The following is a 19,486-nucleotide window of genomic DNA, read 5'->3' on the forward strand; positions in this document are numbered from 1 at the left end:
GCCCTCGGGCTTTCCCCGTCCGCACGTCCCACCGTCAGGAGCCCTCGTGGAGCTGTCCGTCGACCCCGCCGCCGCCACTCCCCCGTACGAGCAGATCCGGGAGCAGATCGCCGAGCAGGCCCGCACCGGCGCACTTCCGACCGGGCTGCGGCTGCCCACCGTCCGGGCCCTGGCCGAGCGGCTCGGGCTGGCCGCCGGGACGGTGGCGCGGGCCTACCGCGAGCTGGAGGCGGACGGTGTGGTGGAGACGCACGGCCGGCGCGGCACCCTGATCGCCGCCACCGGCGACACCGCACACCGGCTGGCCGCCGCCGCGGCCACCGAGTACGCCGAGCGGGTCCGGCGGCTCGGGGTGCCGGCGGCGGACGCCCTGGCGGCCGTGGCGACCGCGCTGCGGCTGGCCCACCGGGGGCCCGGCCAGGAGGACTGAGCGGGCCCCGGCGGGGGCCGGGAGGGCCGTCAGATCTCCGGGCGGATCATCCCGGTGGCGGGGGCCCGGGAGGCCGGCGCCGTGGTGCTGAGGGGCTGTCCGAGGGCGCTGTGCTTGACCCAGTCGGTCCAGGCGATGTTCCAGTCCCCGAAGCCGTTGCCGAACGGCTCCATGCTCGAACCGTGGCTGTTGACCACCGTGACCAGGTCCCCGACCCGGGTGTTCTGGTAGAACCACTTCGCGTTCTCGGTGCTCATGCCGGTACAGCCGTGGCTGACGTTCGCCACGCCCTGCGAGCCCACCGACCAGGGGGCGGCGTGCACGTACTCGCCGCTCCAGGTCACCCGGGTGGCCCACTCGACGTTGAGGTCGTAGGCCTCCGAGCTGCCGGCGGCTATGCCGATCGTCTCGCCGCTCATCCGCACCTGGCGCTCCTGGCCGAGCACCACCTTGACGCCGTTGCGGGTGTCGAAGCCGGGCTTGCCGGTGGTCACCGGTATGGTCCGGACCACCTCGCCGTCGCGGGTCAGGGTCAGCTCGTGGCTGGCGGCGTCCACCACCGACTCCACCCGCTCCCCGATCCGCAGGGACAGCGCGGCGCGGTCGCCGCCGTAGAGGCCGTCCGCGATCCGGCTGCCGGTGCCGTCGAAGACGAGGCTGACGGTGGTACCCGTCGGCCAGTAGTTCTCCGGCCGGAAGTGCAGGTTCTTGTCGTCCACCCAGTACCAGCCACCGGTGACGGCGGGCTGCGAGGTGACGGCCAGGGCGCGCTCGACCTCCTGGCGGGCCTGCGGGTCCTTCACCGCCTCGGAGAGCTGGACGGTGAGCGGCTGGCCGACCCCGTAGAGGCCGGTGCCGGAGGAGTCCGGGCCGAGCTTGGCGGTGAGCAGCCGCTGTCCGGCCAGGGTGCTGAAGGCGGCGGTGGTGTCGCCGCGACCGCCCTTGCCGTCGTCGGCGGCGATCCTGACGCTGTAGGCGGTGGCCGCCTTCAGCCGCCCGGTGGTCCGCCAGCTGAGCTGGTCCGCCGCGAGCTCTCCGGCCACCACCCGGCCGTCCGGGCCGACCACCGTGACATCGGTGAGCCGGCTGCCCGGGACGGCGGTCACCGTGACGGGCTGGGACGGATCCACCGTTCCCTCGGCCGAGATGTGGACCAGTGGGGCCGCGTCGACCCGATGGACGGCGCCCGAGGCGTCGTCCTCACTTCCGGACGAGCAGGCGGCCAGCGGAGCCAGCACTGCGAGAGCCAGCGAGATGCTGCCGATACCTGCGATACCGCGCCTGTCGGCCATGACCGCCTCCGAGGGGTCGCACGATTGATCAGATCGTAGGAACGGAGAGCGGAAGAGCGACATCCGAGCGACCCCCCGTTGGACCAGGGGGGTGAGGCCGTCACTCCGGGGACGCAAAAGGGCCGGGCATCCCGTGCGGGATGCCCGGCCCTGTGCGAGGGGGAGGCCTACTGGTTCTGGTTCTCGCCCCGGTAGAACTCGAAGACCCAGCCGAACAGGCCGATCAGGATGATCGGGATCGACCAGTAGAGCAGCCACCAACCGAAGATCACGCCCATGAAGGCGAGCGCGCCACCGATCGCCAGCGAGAGCGGCTGCCAGCTGTGCGGGGCGAAGAAGCCCAGCTCGCCGGAGTCGTCCGCGACCTCGGCCTCGGGGTTGTCACCCGCGCCACTGTCCACCCGGCGGGCGGTGAAGGCGAGGTAGTACCCGATGAAGGCGCAGAGGGCGAACGCCAGGAACAGCGCGGTGGTACCGGCGGCCTCCACCCCGAGGTCGGAGTGGTTGGTCCAGACGCCGTAGGTGATCGCCATCGCGAGCGTGAAGACCGCGAGGCCCAGGAAGATCTTGCCCTGTTCCTTCATCAGGCGTCGCCTTCCTTCTTGCCCTTGCCCAGCTGCGGGACGTCGTACTTGGCCGGGGTCACACCGGCGAGGTGCTTGGCCGGCTCACCGTGGTTCTCCAGGTAGTCCAGCGCCGCGATCTCCGGGTGGTGGAGGTCGAAGGCCGGGGATTCGGAGCGGATCCGGGGCAGCGTGAGGAAGTTGTGCCGCGGCGGCGGGCAGGAGGTCGCCCACTCCAGCGAGCGGCCGTAGCCCCACGGGTCGTCCACCTCGACCTTCTCGCCGTACTTGGCCGTCTTCCAGACGTTGTAGAGGAACGGCAGGATCGACAGGCCGAGCAGGAACGAGCCGATGGTCGAGACGGTGTTCAGCGTGGTGAAGCCGTCCGAGGCCAGGTAGTCGGCGTAGCGGCGGGGCATGCCCTCCGCGCCGAGCCAGTGCTGCACCAGGAAGGTGGTGTGGAAGCCGATGAAGAGCGTCCAGAAGGTCATCTTGCCGAGGCGCTCGTCCAGCATCTTGCCGGTCATCTTCGGCCACCAGAAGTGGAAGCCGGCGAACATCGCGAAGACGACGGTGCCGAAGACCACGTAGTGGAAGTGGGCGACGACGAAGTACGAGTCCGAGACGTGGAAGTCGATCGGCGGGGAGGCGAGCAGCACGCCCGTCAGACCGCCGAAGAGGAAGGTGACCAGGAAGCCGACCGTCCAGAGCATCGGGGTCTCGAAGCTCAGCGAGCCCTTCCACATGGTGCCGACCCAGTTGAAGAACTTCACACCGGTCGGGACCGCGATCAGGAAGGTCATGAAGGAGAAGAACGGCAGCAGCACCTGCCCGGTGACGTACATGTGGTGGGCCCACACCGTCACGGACAGACCGGCGATCGCGATGGTGGCCGCGATCAGGCCGGAGTAGCCGAACATCGGCTTGCGGCTGAAGACCGGGATGATCTCCGACACGATGCCGAAGAACGGCAGCGCGATGATGTACACCTCGGGGTGGCCGAAGAACCAGAAGAGGTGCTGCCAGAGCAGCGCTCCACCGTTGGCCGGATCGAAGACGTGTGCCCCGAATTTGCGGTCCGCCTCCAGGGCGAACAGCGCGGCGGCCAGGACCGGGAAGGCCAGCAGGACCAGCACGGCGGTCAGCAGGACGTTCCAGACGAAGATCGACATCCGGAACATCGTCATGCCGGGCGCGCGCATGCAGATGATCGTGGTGATGAAGTTGACCGCACCGAGGATGGTGCCGAAGCCGGAGAAGGCCAGGCCCATGATCCACATGTCGGCGCCGATGCCCGGCGAGCGGACGGCGTCCGACAGCGGGGAGTAGGCGAACCAGCCGAAGTCGGCCGCACCCTGCGGGGTGACGAAGCCGGCCACCGCGATGGTCGAGCCGAACAGGTACAGCCAGTACGCGAACATGTTCAGACGCGGGAACGCCACGTCCGGGGCGCCGATCTGGAGCGGCATGATCCAGTTCGCGAAGCCGGCGAAGAGCGGCGTCGCGAACATCAGGAGCATGATCGTGCCGTGCATCGTGAACGCCTGGTTGAACTGCTCGTTCGACAGGATCTGGGTCCCGGGACGAGCCAGCTCGGCGCGCATGACCAGGGCGAGGATGCCACCGATCAGGAAGAAGGCGAACGACGTGCCCAGGTAGAGCGTGCCGATCGTCTTGTGGTCAGTGGTGGTCAGCCACTTGATGATGGTCGAACCCGGCTTCCGGGTCCGCTGCGCCCCGACCGTGACGGCCCCGGCGCCCCCGCCGGCCGCGGCGGGCTCGTTGAGGATGGTCACTTCTCTTCACTTCCCATGGTCGTGATGCCGGAGGGCACCGCGCCGGTCTGGCCCTTGGCCCGGAGCTCCGCCAGGTGCTTGTCGTACTCGGCGCGGTCGACGACCTTCACGTTGAAGAGCATGCGCGAGTGGTCGACGCCGCAGAGCTCGGCGCACTTCCCCTTGTACTCGCCCTTGACGGTCGGGGTGACCTCGAACTTGTTCACCACGCCCGGCACGACGTCCATCTTCATCAGGAAGTTGATGGGCCAGAAGTCGTGGATGACGTCACGCGAGGTGAGCCGGAACTGGACCGACTCGTTGACCGGCAGGTACAGGGTCGGCGCCTCCTTGGGGGTGCCCACCTCGTACGCGGCGTCCTTGTTGGCCGGGTCGGGGTTCTCGGTGTTCTCGTAGTTGAACGCCCAGCTCCACTGGAAGCCGACCACGTTGACCGTGTGCTGCGGCTTCTCGGAGACGGAGATCAGCCTCGACTCGTCGCGGGCGACGAAGTAGAAGAGAACCGACACGATGATGATGGGGACCGCGGTGTAGAGCGCCTCGATGGGCACGTTGTACCGGGTCTGCGGAGGGATCTGCACACCGGTGCGGCTGCGCCGGTGGAAGATCACGCTCCAGATGATCAGACCCCACATCAGTACGCCGACCACCAGCGCCGCGATCCAGGACCCCTGCCACATGTGGAGGACCAGCGGCCCTTCCTCGGTGACGGGGCTCGGGAGGCCAAGCCTGGGGAGGTCGTTGGCCGAGCAGCCGGTGGCGGTCGCGATGACGAGGCCCAGTGCCAGCGCCTGAGGCAGCTTCCGCCGCATCGTGCGCCGCGGCGAGCGGTCGGAGCCGTTGGGACTCACGTAGCGCCTTCCCGAAGTCTCGCCCGCCTTCGCGTCGCCCCGCGGAGGTTTGTGAGCCTCCCCGGCGACCCGTCCACGGGCACGGTTTGAATGCTTATGCGGGCCAAACCCTACTCCAGCCTTATGCGCTGCTGACGGGCAGGTCCCGGTAACGCGCCGCCCGGTCGCCCGATCAGGCCCCGCAAGGGCTGCGCCGCAGGTCATCGTAGGCATTAGAGGTCCGTACGCCCGATCGGGGGATGAGCTCGGACAACGTGGGTGACGGTTCGTCGGACGCGGACGAATCGGACATTCGGGTTGATCGACTGACGGCCGGTGAGGGGCGGCGGGAGGCCGGAACACGCCCGGGAGTGTCGTTAAATGTGACCGTGTACTTCGATGTGGCGTCCACGGCCCCGCTCCACCCCGTCGCGCGGCAGGCACTGACCGCCGCCCTGGACGAGGGGTGGGCCGACCCCGCGCGGCTCTACCGCGCCGGGCGGCAGGCCCGGATGCTGCTGGACGCCGCCCGCGAGACGGTCGCCGAGGTGCTCGGCGCCCGGGCCGACGAGATCTCCTTCACCGCCGGCGGGACGCAGGCCGTCCAGTTGGGCATGCTCGGCGCGCTGGCGGGCCACCGCCGCCGGGGCGCGCACCTGGTGCACTCCGCGGTCGAGCACTCCAGCGTGCTGCACACCGCCGAGCGGCACGGCGTCGCGTCCGGCGGCGAGGTCACCGCGGTACCGGTCGACCGGTACGGGCGGGTCGACGCGCAGGAGTTCGCCGCGGCGCTGCGGCCGGACACCGCGCTGGCCGTGCTGCAGTCGGCCAACCACGAGGTGGGCACCGTGCAGCCGGTGGCCGAGGTGGCCGGGCTCCGCGGTGACGTCCCGCTGCTGGTGGACGCCGCGCAGAGCGCCGGGCGGATGGACGTCCCGGGCGGCTGGTCGCTGCTGACGGCCAGTGCGCACAAGTGGGGCGGACCGGCCGGGGTCGGCGTCCTGGCGGTGCGCAAGGGCGTCCGGTACTCCTCGCCGCTGCCGGCCGACGAGCGCGAGGGCGGCCGGGTGCCGGGCTTCGTCAACGTCCCGGCGATCGTGGCCGCGGCCGCCTCGCTCCGGGCGGTGCGGGCCGAGGCCGAGCGGGAGAACGCCCGGCTGCACGCCCTGGTCGAGCGGATCCGGGCCCGGGTGCCGCGGTCGGTGCCCGAGGTGGAGGTGGTCGGCGACCCGGTGCGCCGGCTGCCGCACCTCGTCACCTTCTCCTGCCTGTACGTCGACGGCGAGGTGCTGCTGACCGAGCTGGACCGGGCCGGCTTCGCCGTCTCCTCCGGTTCGTCCTGCACTTCCTCCACCCTGACGCCGAGCCATGTGCTGGCCGCGATGGGCGTGCTCACCGAGGGCAACGTCCGGGTCTCGCTGCCGTTCGGCGCGGCCGAGGCCGACGTCGAGCGGTTCCTCGCGGTGCTGCCGGAGGTGGTGGCCCGGGTCCGTGCCCCGCTCGGGCTGGACCTGTCGCTGCCGGAGCCGGCGCGGGAGCCGGCGGGCGGGCGCTCCCCGGCGGTCGACGCCCTGGTGATCGACGCCCTGGGCAAGCGGTGCCCGCTGCCGGTGATCGAGCTCGCCAAGCGGATCGGCGAGGTGCCGGCCGGCGGGACGGTCGCGGTGCTGGCCGACGACGAGGCGGCCCGGCTGGACATCCCGGCCTGGTGCGGCATGCGCGGCCAGGAGTACCTGGGCGAGGCCCCGGCCGCCGACTTCGGCGGCGACCGGGGCTCGGCCTACCTGGTGCGGCGCACCGCCTGAGCGGGTGCGCCGGGCGGACTACTTGACCAGGTGCGCCCGGACGTCGGCCGCGGCCTCGGCGCCGTAGGCGGCCTCGAAGCGCTGCAGGAAGGCGAGCGGGCGCAGCTCGTACTCCTGGGTGCCGACGGTCTCGATCACCAGGGTGGCGAGCATGCAGCCGAGCTGGGCCGAGCGCTCCAGGTCCAGCTCCCAGGAGAGACCGGCCAGGAAGCCGGCCCGGAAGGCGTCGCCGACGCCGGTCGGGTCGACCTTGGCCTCCTCGGGCGCGCAGCCGACCACCACCGGGGGCTCGCCCTTGCGGTCGATCCGCACGCCCTTGCTGCCGAGGGTGGTGACCCGGGTGCCCACCCGGGTCAGGATCTCCTCGGCGTCCCAGCCGGTCTTGGTCTCGATCAGCGCGGCCTCGTACTCGTTGGTGAACAGGTACGCGGCGCCGTCGACGATCTCGCGGATGTCCTCGCCGTCCAGGCGGGCCAGCTGCTGGGACGGGTCGGCGGCGAAGGCGTAGCCGCGGGTCCGGCACTCCTGGGTGTGGCGGACCATGCCCTGCGGGTCGTCGGCGCCGATCAGGACCAGGTCCAGGCCGCCGACGCGGTCGGCGATCGGCTTGAGCTCGATGTTGCGGGCCTCGGCCATGGCGCCGGTGTAGAACGACGCGATCTGGTTGTGGTCCTCGTCCGTGGTGCACATGAAGCGCGCGGTGTGGCGGGTCTCGGAGATGTGGACCGACCGGCAGTCCACGTTGTTGCGCTCCAGCCAGCTGCGGTACTCGCCGAAGTCCGCGCCGGCGGCGCCGACCAGGATCGGGTTCAGGCCGAGCACCCCCATGCCGAACGCGATGTTCGGCGCGACACCGCCGCGACGGATGTCGAGGGTGTCGACCAGGAAGGACAGCGACACGGTGTGCAGCTGCTCGGCGACGAGCTGGTCGGAGAACCGACCGGGGAACGTCATCAGGTGGTCGGTCGCGATCGAACCGGCGACGGCGATACGCACGGGAAGTCTCCTCAGGAGGGCGGCAGTGGCCACAGGAAAGCAAGGGGCGGAACCCACCTACGGTACCGGGCGGGGGCCGGGCGACAGCAAGACCGCCTGTATTGGCACCGGCCACCGTCGAACGTGTACTACCCCCGGGTAGCTCTGGTGGGGGCCGGACGGGCGGCCTAGGGTCGCTGGCAGGGGCCGGACCGGCCCCTGACCGAGCCGTGGCAGTGCGGCCGCGGCACCGTGGATCGGAGCGATGCCCGATGATGCCAAGTCACCACCCGCTGCGTGTTCCGCCCGCCCTGCTGGGCGACGCCGACGGCGAGACCCTGGACGCGCTGGTGGACTCCTCCCGGCAGCTGCGCCGGTTCTGGCCGCTGCTGGCGACCGGCCCCGAGCCCAGCGCCCCCGCCCGGGTCGGCTTCACCGTCCCCTCCGGGGCGCAGCGGCTGGTCGCGGGCATGGCCGAGTACGGCATGTGATCCCCGCCCGGGGCGGCCCGGGGGGCGAGCGGGAACCGGATTCGACCGAGGCACGTCACATCCGCGCGGTGCGGCCGTCGAGGCGGTGCCGCTGAGCCCTCGGGAGGATGTTCAGATGGATCTGGAGACGATGCCCCGGCCCACCGGTGGAGCACGGGCCGGTGGAGCACGGGCCGGCCGGCCGCGCGGACGGCGGGCGGCGGCCCTGGCGGGGCTGCTGCTGGCGGCCACCGCGGTGGCGGGCTGCGGGGACGGCGACGGCAAGACGGCCGCGGACTCGGCGTCCGGCTCGGCGCAGCCGACGGCGAGCGCGACGGCCTCCCCCGGCGCCCCGACCTCCGCGGCCGCGCCGACGGACTCCGCGACGGCCTCGCCACCGGTGTCGACCCCGCCGGTCGATCCGTCGGCGAGCACCCCCGATCCCCGCCCCGCCACCCCCACGGGCCCGGCGCGGACACCGACGCCGGCGCCCACTCCCCCGGGCATCGCGGTCGGCGAGCCGGCGCCGAACGGACCGGTCCACCCCGCGATCACCTACCGGGTGGACGCCACCAAGCTGACGGTCTGGTTCTACGGCGGGATCTGCGAGAAGTACGCGCTGAAGGTGGACGAGTCCAAGCCCGGGCGGGTGGACGTCCGGGTCACGGTGGCGGCGCCGATGCCGGCCGGGCAGTCCTGCGCCGAGCTGGCCAAGCGGCAGACCGTGACCGCCGAACTGAAGCAGCCGCTGACGGGCCGGGCGGTGACCGACCTCGCGACCGGCCAGCCGGTGCCGCTGGAGAGCGACCCGCACGTCGGCCCGGACCCGGCCGGCCCGGAGATCAGCGGGCAGTAGGTCAGCGGGCAGTAGGACTGCCACGGAGAACGGCGAAGGCGGCCCCGGAGGATCCGGAGCCGCCTTCGCCGTCTGCCGACTAGCTGAACGAGTCGCCGCAGGCGCAGGAGCCGGTGGCGTTCGGGTTGTCGATCGTGAAGCCCTGCTTCTCGATGGTGTCCACGAAGTCGACGGTGGCGCCGCCGAGGTACGGGGCGCTCATCCGGTCGGTGACGACCTTGACACCGTTGAAGTCCTTGAGCACGTCGCCGTCGAGCGAGCGCTCGTCGAAGAACAGCTGGTAACGCAGGCCGGAGCAACCACCGGGCTGGACGGCGACGCGCAGCGCAAGGTCGTCGCGGCCCTCCTGCTCCAGCAGGCCCTTGACCTTGGCCGCGGCGGCATCGGTAAGGAGGATGCCACTCTCGACGGTGGTCTCGTCCTGGACGGTCATCTGCTTTCTCCCGGTCTTGACGACGGTCTGCCGCCAGTGCCAACCAACGGCCGCCCGGATTCATTTCCCGGACGGCGGTGTAATTTCGGCGGCTTTCGGCGGCGGAATGTTTTCGTGGGCCGGGTGTGACACCCGCTCCCCTACGCTCCCCATGCTCGCACAACCCGCGCGGCTCGGACACCGCCCCGACCGCCGATCCGGCCGAACCGGCCCCGTGCGGGCACCGCGGCGGCCAGGATGGTGGCCATGATCCTGCGCCTGGTCCAGGACACCGCCGCCGACGCGGAGGCCGTCCAGCACATCGCCCGCGCCTCGTTCGCCCCGCTCGCCGAATCCCCCGGCACGGCCGCGCAGGACCCGCCGCCGGTGCACCGGCTGGCCCGGATCAGGCACCTCGTCCGCACCGACCGGCAGGGCTGCTGGCTGGCCGAGAGCGACGGCGAACCGGTCGGTGCGGTGCTGTCGCTGCGCCGCGAGGGCCTGTGGATCCTGGCGCTGCTCGTGGTGCGGCCCGAGGCACAGGGCCAGGGCCTCGGGCGGCTCCTGCTGGAGCGGGCCGCCGCGTACGGGCGCGGCTGCCTGCGCGGGATGCTCTGCGTCCCGCCGTCCCCGGCGGCCGCCCGGCGCTACCGGCTGGCCGGGTTCACCCTGCACCCGGCGATGACGCTGACCGGGCGGGTGGACCGGGCCGGGCTGCTCGACCCCGGGGACATCCCGGTGCACCCGGGCAACGCCACCCACCGGCACCTGCTGGACTCGGTGGACCGGCGGCTGCGCGGCGCCGCGCACGGGCCGGACCACGAGCTGATGCTGGCCCACTGCGAGGAACTGCTGATCGCCGACGCGCTGGCCGGCAGCGGCTACTGCTACCGGGACGGCGGCGAGGTGAAGCTGCTGGCCGCGACCTCGAAGCGGATCGCCGTCCGGCTGCTGCGGGAGGCGCTGGCGCGGGTGCCGGACGGGGTGGAGGCGCGGGTGGACCACCTGACGGCCGAGCAGGAGTGGGCGCTGGACGTCGGCCTGGAGGTGGGCCTGAGCCCGCGCACCCGGGGCTACCTCGGCCTGCGCGGGATGCGCCCGCCGACGCCGTACCTGCCCAGCGGCGCCCTGCTGTAGACGGCGAAACCCCCGCCGGGCACACCCGGCGGGGGGTTTCGACAAGCACAGCGGCGGCCGCCCGCAGCACCGGGCCGGAGCGCCCCGGCCCCCACCGGGGTTCGCCCCTGAGCCGAAGGGGCGCGCCGGTGCCGAGAGGGAGACAGCGAGGACGCCCGAGGTACGAGGGCGTTGGAGCGCCGACCGTCGGCACCGGGTCGAGCGCCCCGGCGGCGAAGGGGCCCTAGATCATCGTGTCCAGGATCTCCCGGACCATCTCCATGGTCGTGCCCGGGTGCAGGAAGGCGAAGCGGGCGACCGTCTCGCCGTCCCAGCCGGTCGGGGTGACGAAGCCGATCTGGTCCGCGAGCAGCTGCTGCGACCAGCGGTAGTAGTCGTCGTTGGTCCAGCCCTTGCGGCGGAAGCAGACCGCGGAGAGCTGCGGGTCGAACAGCAGCTCCAGCTGCTCGGTGTCGCGGATCAGCTGGGCCGTGTCGCGGGCCAGGGTGAGGCCGGTCTCGATGGCGTCGGTGTAGGCCTGGGTGCCGTGCACGGCCAGCGAGAACCAGAGCGGCAGGCCGCGGGCGCGCCGGGTCAGGTGGTAGGCGTAGTCGGTGGGGTTCCACTCGTCGCCCTCGGTGTGCAGGACGTCCAGGTAGGAGGCGTCCTGGGTGTGCACGGCGCGGGCGAGCTGCGGGTTGCGGTAGATCAGCGCGGCGCAGTCGAACGGGGCGAACAGCCACTTGTGCGGGTCCACCACGAAGGAGTCGGCGTGCTCGATGCCGTTGTAGCGGGCCCGGACGGAGGGGGCGAAGAGGCCCGCGCCGCCGTAGGCGCCGTCCACGTGGAACCAGAGGTCGCGCTCGCGGGCCACCTCGGAGAGGCCCTGGAGGTCGTCGATGATGCCCTCGTTGGTGGTGCCGGCCGTGCCGACGACGGCGATCACCGTCTCCGGGTTCGGGTCGGCGGCCAAGGCGGCCCGCAGTGCCTCGCCGGTGAAGCGGCGGTCGACGGTGGGGACCTTGAAGGCCTCCACGCCGATGATGTTGAAGGTGTTCTTGACCGAGGAGTGCACCTGGTCGGCGACGGCTATCCGCAGCCGGGCCTCCGGGCCGACGCCCAGTCTGCGGCGGGCGGTGTCCCGGGCGACCACCAGGGCGGAGAGGTTGCCGGCCGAACCGCCGGAGACGAAGGTGCCGCCGGCCGACTCGGGCATTCCGGCCCGGTCCGCGATCAGACGCAGCACCTGGTTCTCGGCGGCGATGGCGCCGGCCGCCTCCAGCCAGGAGATGCCCTGGAGGGAGGCGCAGGAGACGACCATGTCGAAGAGCAGCGCGGCCTTGGTCGGCGCGCAGGGGATGAACGACAGGTAGCGCGGGCTGTCGGCGGAGATCACCGCGCGGGAGAGCTCGTGGTCGTAGAGCTTCAGCACGTCGGCCGGGTTGTTGCCGTCCGGGTTGAGCAGGCCGGCCAGCTGGGTGCGCAGGTGCTCGCCGTCGCCGGGGTGGTCGAGCGGGACGGGGTCGTACTGCAGCCGCTCCCGCATGTAGTCGAATACCAGGTCGACCAGCTCGTTGTCGGGCCGGTGCATGCGGTCGGGGGCTGCGGACACGGGGGTCCCTCTCGGCTGTGGGGTGTCGGGGGGAGGGCCGGCGGCGCGGGACGTCTCACCGCTCCGCCGGTTGTGATCAGCCTAGGCAGCGCAGTGCCTTCGCCGCGCGTCCGAACGCGGCTGGTCAGGCAGGTTTCGAGCGTCTTCGCCGGGGCGTGCGCAGGATTCCTGCGCCCGCCCCGGGGCGGGCCCGCACGGGGGCCGGGGCGGCGCCCCGCGGGGCCGGACTGGACCGTTCGGGTCAGCCGATGAGCTGGGAGAGCACGACGGAGGAGCGGCTGCGCTGGACACCGGGCTCCCGCCGGATGCGCTCGATCACGGCCTCCAGGTGCCGCATGTCGGCGGCCCGCAGATGGACCAGGGCGTCGGGGTCGCCGGTGACCGTCCAGGCGGCGACCACCTCGGGGAACTGGCGCAGGCTCGCCAGGATCTCCTCGGGGGCGGTCCGCTCGCGGCAGTAGACCTCGACGAAGGCCTCGGTCTGCCAGCCGAGCACCGAGGGGTCGAGGACGACGGTGAAGCCGCGGACCACCCCGCGCGCCCGCAGCCGGTCGATCCGGCGGCGGACGGCGGTGGCGGAGAGGTTCACCTGGAGGCCGATCTCGGCGTACGAGGCCCGGCCGTCGCTGCCCAGCCGGGCGAGCAGGAGACGGTCGGTCTCGTCGAGGACTGCCCCGACCGTCTCGTGTGCTCGACTGCTGGTCATCGGTGCGGGGCTCCACGGGTCGTACGGGGGGATCGGCGGGGGCGGCGGACGCCGAAACGGTTCTGCACCATTCTGGCGGATGACAGGACCGAGTCCACCGCTGACAGATGACGGGCAGCGGTCCGTTCCCGGTCCACCGGTCTCAGTCGACCAGGAGGACGATCTTCCCCCGGGTGCGGCCCTCGGCGCTGAGCGCCTGGGCGGAGCCGGCCTGCGCGAGCGGGAAGGTGGAGGCGACGGTGACGGTGAGCCGGCCGTCGTCGGCGAGCGCGGCCAGCTCGGCCAGCCCGGCGGCGTCGGGGCGGACCCAGACGTAGTGGCCGCCGAGCGCCTTCACCCGGTAGTCCGTGACGGAGGCGATCCGGGACGGGTCCGCGACCAGGGCGGCCGAGACGTCGACGGCCCCGCCGCCGACGAGGTCGAGGGCGGCGTCCACCCCGTCGGGCGCCAGCGCCCGGACCCGCTCGGCCAGGCCCTCGCCGTGGGCGACCGGCTCGGCGCCGAGGCCGCGCAGGTAGGCGTGGTTGCGCTCGCCCGCGGTGCCGATCACCCGGGCGCCGCGGGCCCTGGCGATCTGCACCGCCAGGTGGCCGACGCCGCCCGCGGCGGCGTGCACCAGCACGGTGTCGCCCGCCCCCACCCGCAGCGCCTTCAGGCCCTGCAGGGCGGTGAGCCCGGCCAGCGGCAGGCCGCCGCTCTGCGCCCAGTCCAGGGCCGCGGGCCTGCGGGCCAGGGTGCGGACGGGTGCGGAGACCAGCTCGGCGTAGGTCCCGTGCTCGACGGAGTCCTTGCGCACGTAGCCGTAGACCTCGTCGCCGGGGGCGAACTCGGTCACCCCGCCGCCGACCGCCCGGACCACCCCGGCCGCGTCCCAGCCCATCACCAGCGGGAAGTGGGCGTCCAGCAGGCCGTCCAGGCTCCCCTCCCGGACCCTCCAGTCCACCGGGTTCACCCCGGCCGCCCTGACCTCCACCAGAACCGAGTCCGGCCCGACCTTGGGGTCCGGCAGGTCGAGGTACTCGACCACCTCGGGGCCGCCGTAGCGGCGGATCGCGATTGCCTTCATGGACCCAGCCAAACCCGGCCGGGCCCGGATAGCGGTTCGGCCACGCCGGACCAGGCCATATCGTGCTCCGGGCGCCGCCGAACGGGCCCGAAGCGGCAAGCGGTTCTCGTCACATCGACAGGATGGCCATCGTCAGTCTGACGCTAAGCGGTTATCATAGATAACGTCAGATAGACGAGAAGGCTGCACCGACTGATCGGCCGCACAGAAGGGCACCCGCCCGTGACCACCACCATCACCGAGACCTACGGCGTCGACCCCACTCCGACGCCGCTCGCTCTGCTGCTGCTCGGCCGTGAGGCCGACCCGAACAGCGAGCGCGGCGTCGAGTGCCCCGGCGACCTTCCCGCCGCCTCCGACCCGGACCTGGTCGCCCGCGCCCGGGCCGCCAAGGAGGCACTCGGGGACCGCGTCTTCATCCTCGGCCACCACTACCAGCGCGACGAGGTGATCGAGTTCGCCGACGTCACCGGCGACTCCTTCAAGCTCGCGCGCGACGCGGCCGCCCGCCCGGAGGCCGAGTACATCGTCTTCTGCGGCGTGCACTTCATGGCCGAGTCCGCGGACATCCTCACCGGCGACGCCCAGCAGGTCGTCCTGCCGGACCTCGCGGCCGGCTGTTCGATGGCCGACATGGCCACCGCCGAGCAGGTCGCCGAGTGCTGGGACGTCCTGACCGACGCCGGCATAGCCGACGTCACCGTCCCGGTCTCGTACATGAACTCCTCCGCCGACATCAAGGCCTTCACCGGCAAGCACGGCGGCACCATCTGCACCTCCTCCAACGCCCAGCGGGCCCTGGAGTGGGCCTTCGAGCAGGGGCAGAAGGTGCTCTTCCTGCCGGACCAGCACCTGGGCCGCAACACCGCGGTGCGCGAGATGGGCCTCTCGCTGGACGACTGCGTGCTCTACAACCCGCACAAGCCGAACGGCGGCCTGACCGTCGAGCAGCTGCGGAACGCCAAGATGATCCTCTGGCGCGGCCACTGCTCGGTGCACGGCCGGTTCTCGCTGGACTCGGTCAACGACGTCCGCGAGCGCATTCCGGGCGTCACCGTGCTGGTGCACCCCGAGTGCAAGCACGAGGTCGTCGCGGCCGCCGACATGGTGGGCTCGACCGAGTACATCATCAAGGCGCTGGACGCCGCCGAGCCCGGCTCCAAGTGGGCCATCGGCACCGAGCTGAACCTCGTCCGCCGCCTCGCCAAGGCGCACCCGGACAAGGAGGTCGTCTTCCTGGACCGGGCGGTCTGCTTCTGCTCCACGATGAACCGGATCGACCTGCCGCACCTGGTCTGGGCGCTGGAGTCGCTGGTCGAGGGCCGGGTGCCGAACGTGATCCGGGTCGACCCGGAGACCGAGAAGTACGCCAAGGCGGCGCTGGACCGGATGCTGGCCCTGCCGTAGCCCCGCCGCACGCCGAAGGGCGGGCTCCTCCGTGAGGGAGGAGCCCGCCCTTTCGTCTGGCGTGAGACGGCGGCTACTCGGGGTACCCGGGGATCAGGCCGTCACCCTCGGCCCGCAGCAGCTGCCGAACCTGGTCGATCGTCGCATCGGCATCCGGGAGGATCAGGTCGGAGGGCTCCAAGGAGGCGTCCGGCAGCGGGGTGCCGAACTCCTTGACGGCGCCCAGCAGCTCCCCGAGCGCTCGACGGAAATGCTCTTCGTCCCCCGACTCCAGTGCGGCGAGAAGCTCGTCGTCGAGCTTGTTCAGCCGGTTCAGATGGGTGTCGCCCACCTCGAACTGGCCCTCGCCCATGACCCTCATGATCATGCCGTGCGTCTCCCTGGTTCAGTGGGGTGAAGCTCAGGTCACTTGTTGTAGTTGATCCGCGGGTTGTCCGGCTGGGCGTCCTGCGGCTGCCCCTTGCCCGGCTCGATGGCCTGCGGACCGGAGGCGGGAGAGCCGCCCGTCAGCTCGGCCTTCATCCGGGCCAGCTCCAGCTCGACGTCCGAGCCACCGGCGACCCGCTCCAGCTCCGCCTCGATGTCGTCCTTGCGGCCGAGCCCGCTGGCGTCGTCGAGCGCGCCGGAGGCCAGCAGCTCGTCGATCGCACCCGCGCGGGCCTGCATCTGGGCGGTCTTGTCCTCGGCCCGCTGGATCGCCAGACCGACGTCGCCCATCTCCTCCGAGATGCCGGAGAAGGACTCGGCGATCCGGGTCTGCGCCTGGGCCGCGGTGTAGGTGGCCTTGATCGTCTCCTTCTTGGTGCGGAAGGCGTCGACCTTGGCCTGCAGCCGCTGGGAGGCGAGCGTGAGCTTCTCCTCCTCCGCCTGGAGCTGCTGGTACTGCACCTCCAGGTCGGTGATCTGGGACTGCATGTTCGCCTTGCGGGTCAGGGCCTCGCGCGCGAGGTCCTCCCGACCGAGCGAGAGCGCCTTGCGGCCCTGGTCCTCGTACTTGGCGGACTGCTGCTGCAGCTGGGTCAGCTGGAGCTCCAGGCGCTTGCGCGAGGTGGCCACGTCCGCGACGCCGCGACGTACCTTCTGCAGCAGCTCGAGCTGCTTCTGGTACGAGTAGTCGAGCGTCTCACGGGGATCCTCCGCCCGGTCCAAGGCCTTGTTCGCCTTGGAGCGGAAGATCAACCCCATACGCTTCATGATTCCGTCGCTCATGGGCCTCGGGTGCCCCCTTCTCCGGCCTGCGGTCTCTATCTCGTTACCAGACACGACGAGTGTATGTGCAGCGAGCCCGTCGCCGCAGTGCACCTGCCTGCAACAAGACTGCTACAGCGACACCCGTGGCGGCCTCATCCCCGGGGTGGATCCGCCCCTCATCCCCACCACCGTCCGCCGCAGTGATCCCCTACGGGAAGACCCCCGCAAACCCGGCTCCGGGCCCGGACCGGCACGATCGATACGCGTTTGGGTCCGAGGGGACCCGTGGAAGCGGTCGCGCACCCCGTACGCTGGTGGTGTGTTCCGACGCCGTTCAGATGATGCCGCTGCCTCCGCCGCCGTGCTGGAGAAGCAGGACGAGACGACCCAGGCCCGCAACCCGCAGGCGAAGAAGGGGCGGCCCACTCCCAAGCGCAGTGAGGCCGAGGCCCACCGGCGTACCCGGGTGACCGTGCCCAAGGACCGCAAGGAGGCCTCCCGCCAGGCGCGCGAGCGGATGCGCAGCGAGCGCGAGAAGCAGCGCACCGCGCTGCTGGAGGGTGACGAGCGGCACCTGCCGGCCCGTGACAAGGGCCCGGTGCGCAAGTTCACCCGCGACTACGTGGACGCCCGCTGGTCGCTCGCCGAGTTCTTCCTGCCCGCCGCCGTGGTGATCCTGGTCCTCAGCATCGTCAAGGTGCCGGCCCTCCAGCTGCTCTCCACCCTGCTCTTCCTGGCCTTCTTCGTGCTGGTGGTGCTGGACTTCGTCCGCCTCGGCTTCGGGCTGCGCAAGCAGCTCACCGAGCGGTTCGCGGGCCAGAACACCCGCGGCGCGGTCGCGTACGGCCTGATGCGCATCCTGCAGATGCGCCGGCTGCGCCTGCCCAAGCCGCAGGTGCGGCGCGGAGAGAAGCCCTGACCGCCGAACCGGTGGACTCCGGCTGGGCCCCTCCCGCCTGGGAGGGGCCCGGCCTGTACGCGCTTCCGGGCCAGGGCGAGGGCGGCCACGACCGGCTCGCCCAGGAGCGCCGGCTGCCCTCGCGCAGCGGCTCCTTCGCCGGCGGCACCGGCCCCTGGCTGGAACGCCTCGGCAGCCTGCGCAACCTCGTCCGGCAGGAGCTGGTCGCCCGGCAGCTGGCCGAGCAGCTGGCCGGCCGCGCCGAACAGCGCGTCCTCGACATCGGCTGCGGCCAGGGCACCCAGGCGCTGCGGCTGGCCCGGGCCGGCCACTACGTCACCGGGATCGACTCCGACCCGGTCGCGCTCGGCGTCGCCCAGGGGGCGCTGGCCGAGGAGCCGCCCGAGGTGCGCGGCCGGATGCAGCTGCTCAGCGGCGACGGCCACCAGTGCGGGCGCTGGTTCGGGCCGCGCAGCTTCGACGTGGTGCTCTGCCACGGCGTCCTGATGTACCTGCCGGACCCGGACCCGATGATCGCCTCGCTGGCGCGGCTGCTGGCCCCCGGCGGGCTGCTCTCGCTGCTGGTCCGCAACCGCGACGCGCTGGCCCTGCGGCCCGCCGCCGCCGGGGACTGGCGGGCCGCCCTGCACGCCTTCGAGAGCGACCGGTACTACAACCGGCTCGGGCTGGCCGCCCGGGCCGACCGGCTCGCCGACCTCGCCGTCACCCTCTCCGAGGTGTCCGTGCCGCTGCGGCACTGGTACGGCGTGCGGGTCTTCACCGACAACGCGCCCGACGACGCGGCGCCGCCGGTGGACGGCCGGCAGCTGGCCCAGCTGCTGGAGGCCGAGGAGCGGGCCGGCCGCACCGATCCGTACCGGCAGGTCGCCGCGCTGCTGCACGTGTTCGGGGCCAAGTAGCCGCATTCTCGCGCGCTCGCCCCCGGGCCGCTCGACCCGGTGCCGACGGTCGGCGCGCCAAGGCCCCTGGTTCCTCGGGGCCCGCTCGCTCCCCTGCGGCACCGGCGCGGCCCTTCGGCCCGGCGCGGCCCAACAGGTCGGCGGGCGAGCCGGCTCAGGCCTCGTGCAGGCTCATCGAGTAGATCTCCCGGCCGTCGTCGAGCAGGACGGCGGTGTCCACGCCGTCATCGGCCAGCTGCTTCCAGCTCTCCCCGATCCAGGTCTCGGCGTCCCCCTGGCCGGCGAACTCCTCCTCCTGGCCGCCGCTCGGGGCCACCACGGTGCCGTCCGCCTTCTCGTACCGCCACGTCCAGACCATGCCCGGTTCCTCCCACTGACGACCTGTGCGCTGCCTGCGTGCTGCGCACCTTAGCCTGCCCGGCCCGATCTTCCGTATGCCTGACGGGGCCCGCGATTGCCCGCCGGGAGCCGCGATTGCCCGCCGGGGGCCGCGTTGCCGCCCCGGCCGGGCCCGGCCGGGGCGGTGCGCCGCCGCCTTGGCAGGATGGACGCATGGCAGCCCACCCCGCACTCCCCCGCACCCTGGTCCTCGGCGGCGCCCGGTCCGGCAAGTCCACCAGGGCCGAGCAGCTGCTCGCCCGGTACCCGGACGTCCTCTACGTGGCCACCAGCGGCACCCGGGACGGCGACACCGAGTGGGCGCAGCGGGTCGCGCTGCACCGCGACCGGCGACCGGCGAGCTGGCGCACCGCCGAGACCTGCGACCTGGAGGCGGTGCTGGCGGACGCCGCCGACCCCGCGCCGGTGCTGATCGACTGCCTGGCGCTCTGGCTGACCGCCGTGATGGACGAGTGCGGCGCCTGGGACGACGCGGTCTGGGCGGACGGCGGCGAGGCGGCGGTCCAGCGGCGCTGCGAGGGGCTGGCCCGGGCCTGGGCGGCCACCCGGCGCCCGGTGATCGCGGTCAGCAACGAGGTGGGCATGGGCGTCGTCCCGGCGACCGCCTCGGGCCGCCGCTTCCGCGACACCCTGGGCCGGCTGAACATGGCGGTGGCCGACGCCTCGGAGCGTGTGCTGCTCGTCGTGGCGGGGCAGGTTCTGACGGTCAAGCCCGCCGCAGGCTGAGCACCTGCGGCGTGTA

General features: G+C 72.4%; 21 protein-coding genes. 9 read left to right on the forward strand and 12 right to left on the reverse strand.

Annotated features, from left to right (window positions below; all coding sequences use genetic code 11):
* Nucleotides 1–46 precede the first annotated feature (46 nt).
* Nucleotides 47–430: a GntR family transcriptional regulator gene (locus tag ACWDRR_RS03325; protein WP_449770465.1), complete on the forward strand. Its 384-nt coding sequence runs from the start codon at nucleotides 47–49 to the stop codon at nucleotides 428–430.
* Between the two features lie 29 nt (nucleotides 431–459).
* On the opposite strand, the gene ACWDRR_RS03330 is transcribed toward ACWDRR_RS03325, so the two are convergent.
* From ACWDRR_RS03330 to ctaC, 4 genes are all read right to left on the reverse strand, one after another.
* Complete coding sequence (locus ACWDRR_RS03330) at nucleotides 460–1,722, reverse strand: Ig-like domain-containing protein (RefSeq protein ID WP_449770466.1); 1,263 nt, start codon at nucleotides 1,720–1,722, stop codon at nucleotides 460–462.
* A 167-nt stretch (nucleotides 1,723–1,889) separates the two neighbouring features.
* A complete protein-coding gene (locus ACWDRR_RS03335) occupies nucleotides 1,890–2,306 on the reverse strand; it encodes a cytochrome c oxidase subunit 4 (RefSeq protein ID WP_449770467.1) in 417 nt (138 codons plus the stop codon).
* A complete protein-coding gene (ctaD, locus tag ACWDRR_RS03340; RefSeq protein ID WP_449770468.1) occupies nucleotides 2,306–4,081 on the reverse strand; it encodes an aa3-type cytochrome oxidase subunit I in 1,776 nt (591 codons plus the stop codon). The genes ACWDRR_RS03335 and ctaD overlap by 1 nt, the downstream gene beginning before the upstream one ends.
* Nucleotides 4,078–4,932 carry an aa3-type cytochrome oxidase subunit II gene (gene ctaC, locus ACWDRR_RS03345; protein ID WP_449770469.1) on the reverse strand — a complete coding sequence of 285 codons (855 nt, stop codon included), beginning with the start codon at nucleotides 4,930–4,932 and terminating at the stop codon, nucleotides 4,078–4,080. The genes ctaD and ctaC overlap by 4 nt, the downstream gene beginning before the upstream one ends.
* A gap of 362 nt (nucleotides 4,933–5,294) precedes the next feature.
* Here ctaC and ACWDRR_RS03350 point away from each other — a divergent pair, with 362 nt between their 5' ends.
* Nucleotides 5,295–6,716, forward strand: coding sequence for an aminotransferase class V-fold PLP-dependent enzyme (locus tag ACWDRR_RS03350; protein ID WP_449770470.1), 1,422 nt, complete (start codon nucleotides 5,295–5,297; stop codon nucleotides 6,714–6,716).
* 18 nt (nucleotides 6,717–6,734) lie between these two features.
* Here ACWDRR_RS03350 and ACWDRR_RS03355 read toward each other — a convergent pair whose 3' ends face one another.
* Nucleotides 6,735–7,712: a carbohydrate kinase family protein gene (locus ACWDRR_RS03355; RefSeq protein ID WP_449770471.1), complete on the reverse strand. Its 978-nt coding sequence runs from the start codon at nucleotides 7,710–7,712 to the stop codon at nucleotides 6,735–6,737.
* 251 nt (nucleotides 7,713–7,963) lie between these two features.
* On the opposite strand from ACWDRR_RS03355, the gene ACWDRR_RS03360 reads away from it, so the two are divergent.
* Nucleotides 7,964–8,182 (forward strand): hypothetical protein, encoded by a 219-nt coding sequence (locus tag ACWDRR_RS03360; RefSeq protein WP_449770472.1) that lies wholly within the window; start codon nucleotides 7,964–7,966, stop codon nucleotides 8,180–8,182.
* Nucleotides 8,183–8,297: 115 nt separating this feature from the next.
* Nucleotides 8,298–9,017: a hypothetical protein gene (locus tag ACWDRR_RS03365; protein WP_449770473.1), complete on the forward strand. Its 720-nt coding sequence runs from the start codon at nucleotides 8,298–8,300 to the stop codon at nucleotides 9,015–9,017.
* Nucleotides 9,018–9,096: 79 nt separating this feature from the next.
* Here ACWDRR_RS03365 and erpA read toward each other — a convergent pair whose 3' ends face one another.
* Nucleotides 9,097–9,450 carry an iron-sulfur cluster insertion protein ErpA gene (gene erpA, locus ACWDRR_RS03370; protein ID WP_329487322.1) on the reverse strand — a complete coding sequence of 118 codons (354 nt, stop codon included), beginning with the start codon at nucleotides 9,448–9,450 and terminating at the stop codon, nucleotides 9,097–9,099.
* 246 nt (nucleotides 9,451–9,696) lie between these two features.
* Between erpA and ACWDRR_RS03375 the strand changes: the two genes are divergently transcribed.
* Nucleotides 9,697–10,566, forward strand: a complete 870-nt coding sequence (locus ACWDRR_RS03375) for an N-acetyltransferase family protein (RefSeq protein ID WP_449770474.1) — start codon at nucleotides 9,697–9,699, stop codon at nucleotides 10,564–10,566.
* Between the two features lie 223 nt (nucleotides 10,567–10,789).
* Here the strand turns inward: ACWDRR_RS03375 and ACWDRR_RS03380 are convergent, their stop codons facing one another.
* The 3 genes from ACWDRR_RS03380 to ACWDRR_RS03390 all read right to left on the reverse strand — a co-directional run bounded on the left by ACWDRR_RS03380 (nucleotide 10,790) and on the right by ACWDRR_RS03390 (nucleotide 13,929).
* Nucleotides 10,790–12,157 (reverse strand): pyridoxal phosphate-dependent decarboxylase family protein, encoded by a 1,368-nt coding sequence (locus tag ACWDRR_RS03380; protein ID WP_449770475.1) that lies wholly within the window; start codon nucleotides 12,155–12,157, stop codon nucleotides 10,790–10,792.
* A gap of 241 nt (nucleotides 12,158–12,398) precedes the next feature.
* Nucleotides 12,399–12,863, reverse strand: coding sequence for an Lrp/AsnC family transcriptional regulator (locus ACWDRR_RS03385; RefSeq protein WP_449770476.1), 465 nt, complete (start codon nucleotides 12,861–12,863; stop codon nucleotides 12,399–12,401).
* Between the two features lie 142 nt (nucleotides 12,864–13,005).
* On the reverse strand, nucleotides 13,006–13,929 hold the full coding sequence (locus tag ACWDRR_RS03390) for an NADP-dependent oxidoreductase (RefSeq protein ID WP_449770477.1): 924 nt from the start codon (nucleotides 13,927–13,929) through the stop codon (nucleotides 13,006–13,008).
* Between the two features lie 222 nt (nucleotides 13,930–14,151).
* On the opposite strand from ACWDRR_RS03390, the gene nadA reads away from it, so the two are divergent.
* Nucleotides 14,152–15,336, forward strand: coding sequence for a quinolinate synthase NadA (gene nadA / locus ACWDRR_RS03395; protein ID WP_449770478.1), 1,185 nt, complete (start codon nucleotides 14,152–14,154; stop codon nucleotides 15,334–15,336).
* Nucleotides 15,337–15,409: 73 nt separating this feature from the next.
* Here the strand turns inward: nadA and pspAA are convergent, their stop codons facing one another.
* Nucleotides 15,410–15,703: a PspA-associated protein PspAA gene (pspAA, locus tag ACWDRR_RS03400; RefSeq protein ID WP_449770479.1), complete on the reverse strand. Its 294-nt coding sequence runs from the start codon at nucleotides 15,701–15,703 to the stop codon at nucleotides 15,410–15,412.
* A 38-nt stretch (nucleotides 15,704–15,741) separates the two neighbouring features.
* Nucleotides 15,742–16,545, reverse strand: a complete 804-nt coding sequence (locus ACWDRR_RS03405; RefSeq protein ID WP_449770480.1) for a PspA/IM30 family protein — start codon at nucleotides 16,543–16,545, stop codon at nucleotides 15,742–15,744.
* A 301-nt stretch (nucleotides 16,546–16,846) separates the two neighbouring features.
* On the opposite strand from ACWDRR_RS03405, the gene ACWDRR_RS03410 reads away from it, so the two are divergent.
* Nucleotides 16,847–17,446, forward strand: a complete 600-nt coding sequence (locus tag ACWDRR_RS03410) for a DUF3043 domain-containing protein (protein WP_449770481.1) — start codon at nucleotides 16,847–16,849, stop codon at nucleotides 17,444–17,446.
* Between the two features lie 158 nt (nucleotides 17,447–17,604).
* A complete protein-coding gene (locus tag ACWDRR_RS03415) occupies nucleotides 17,605–18,345 on the forward strand; it encodes a class I SAM-dependent methyltransferase (protein WP_449770535.1) in 741 nt (246 codons plus the stop codon).
* Between the two features lie 154 nt (nucleotides 18,346–18,499).
* On the opposite strand, the gene ACWDRR_RS03420 is transcribed toward ACWDRR_RS03415, so the two are convergent.
* Nucleotides 18,500–18,703, reverse strand: a complete 204-nt coding sequence (locus ACWDRR_RS03420; RefSeq protein ID WP_449770482.1) for a hypothetical protein — start codon at nucleotides 18,701–18,703, stop codon at nucleotides 18,500–18,502.
* A 194-nt stretch (nucleotides 18,704–18,897) separates the two neighbouring features.
* Here ACWDRR_RS03420 and cobU point away from each other — a divergent pair, with 194 nt between their 5' ends.
* The gene (gene cobU / locus ACWDRR_RS03425; RefSeq protein WP_449770483.1) at nucleotides 18,898–19,470 is read left to right on the forward strand and encodes a bifunctional adenosylcobinamide kinase/adenosylcobinamide-phosphate guanylyltransferase; all 573 of its coding nucleotides are present in this window, start codon (nucleotides 18,898–18,900) and stop codon (nucleotides 19,468–19,470) included.
* Nucleotides 19,471–19,486 lie beyond the last annotated feature (16 nt).

Source organism: Kitasatospora sp. NPDC003701 (assembly GCF_053587085.1).

Excerpts from the sequence above, each read along its gene's own strand:
- ACWDRR_RS03405 (WP_449770480.1), bottom strand. The coding sequence starts at position 16,545 with ATGAGCGACGGAATCATGAAGCGTATGGGGTTGATCTTCCGCTCCAAG.
- ACWDRR_RS03360 (WP_449770472.1), top strand. The coding sequence starts at position 7,964 with ATGATGCCAAGTCACCACCCGCTGCGTGTTCCGCCCGCCCTGCTGGGC.
- ACWDRR_RS03330 (WP_449770466.1), bottom strand. The coding sequence starts at position 1,722 with ATGGCCGACAGGCGCGGTATCGCAGGTATCGGCAGCATCTCGCTGGCT.
- cobU (WP_449770483.1), top strand. The coding sequence starts at position 18,898 with ATGGCAGCCCACCCCGCACTCCCCCGCACCCTGGTCCTCGGCGGCGCC.
- ACWDRR_RS03335 (WP_449770467.1), bottom strand. The coding sequence starts at position 2,306 with ATGAAGGAACAGGGCAAGATCTTCCTGGGCCTCGCGGTCTTCACGCTC.
- ACWDRR_RS03385 (WP_449770476.1), bottom strand. The coding sequence starts at position 12,863 with ATGACCAGCAGTCGAGCACACGAGACGGTCGGGGCAGTCCTCGACGAG.
- ACWDRR_RS03365 (WP_449770473.1), top strand. The coding sequence starts at position 8,298 with ATGGATCTGGAGACGATGCCCCGGCCCACCGGTGGAGCACGGGCCGGT.
- erpA (WP_329487322.1), bottom strand. The coding sequence starts at position 9,450 with ATGACCGTCCAGGACGAGACCACCGTCGAGAGTGGCATCCTCCTTACC.
- pspAA (WP_449770479.1), bottom strand. The coding sequence starts at position 15,703 with ATGATCATGAGGGTCATGGGCGAGGGCCAGTTCGAGGTGGGCGACACC.
- ACWDRR_RS03390 (WP_449770477.1), bottom strand. The coding sequence starts at position 13,929 with ATGAAGGCAATCGCGATCCGCCGCTACGGCGGCCCCGAGGTGGTCGAG.
- ACWDRR_RS03420 (WP_449770482.1), bottom strand. The coding sequence starts at position 18,703 with ATGGTCTGGACGTGGCGGTACGAGAAGGCGGACGGCACCGTGGTGGCC.
- ACWDRR_RS03375 (WP_449770474.1), top strand. The coding sequence starts at position 9,697 with ATGATCCTGCGCCTGGTCCAGGACACCGCCGCCGACGCGGAGGCCGTC.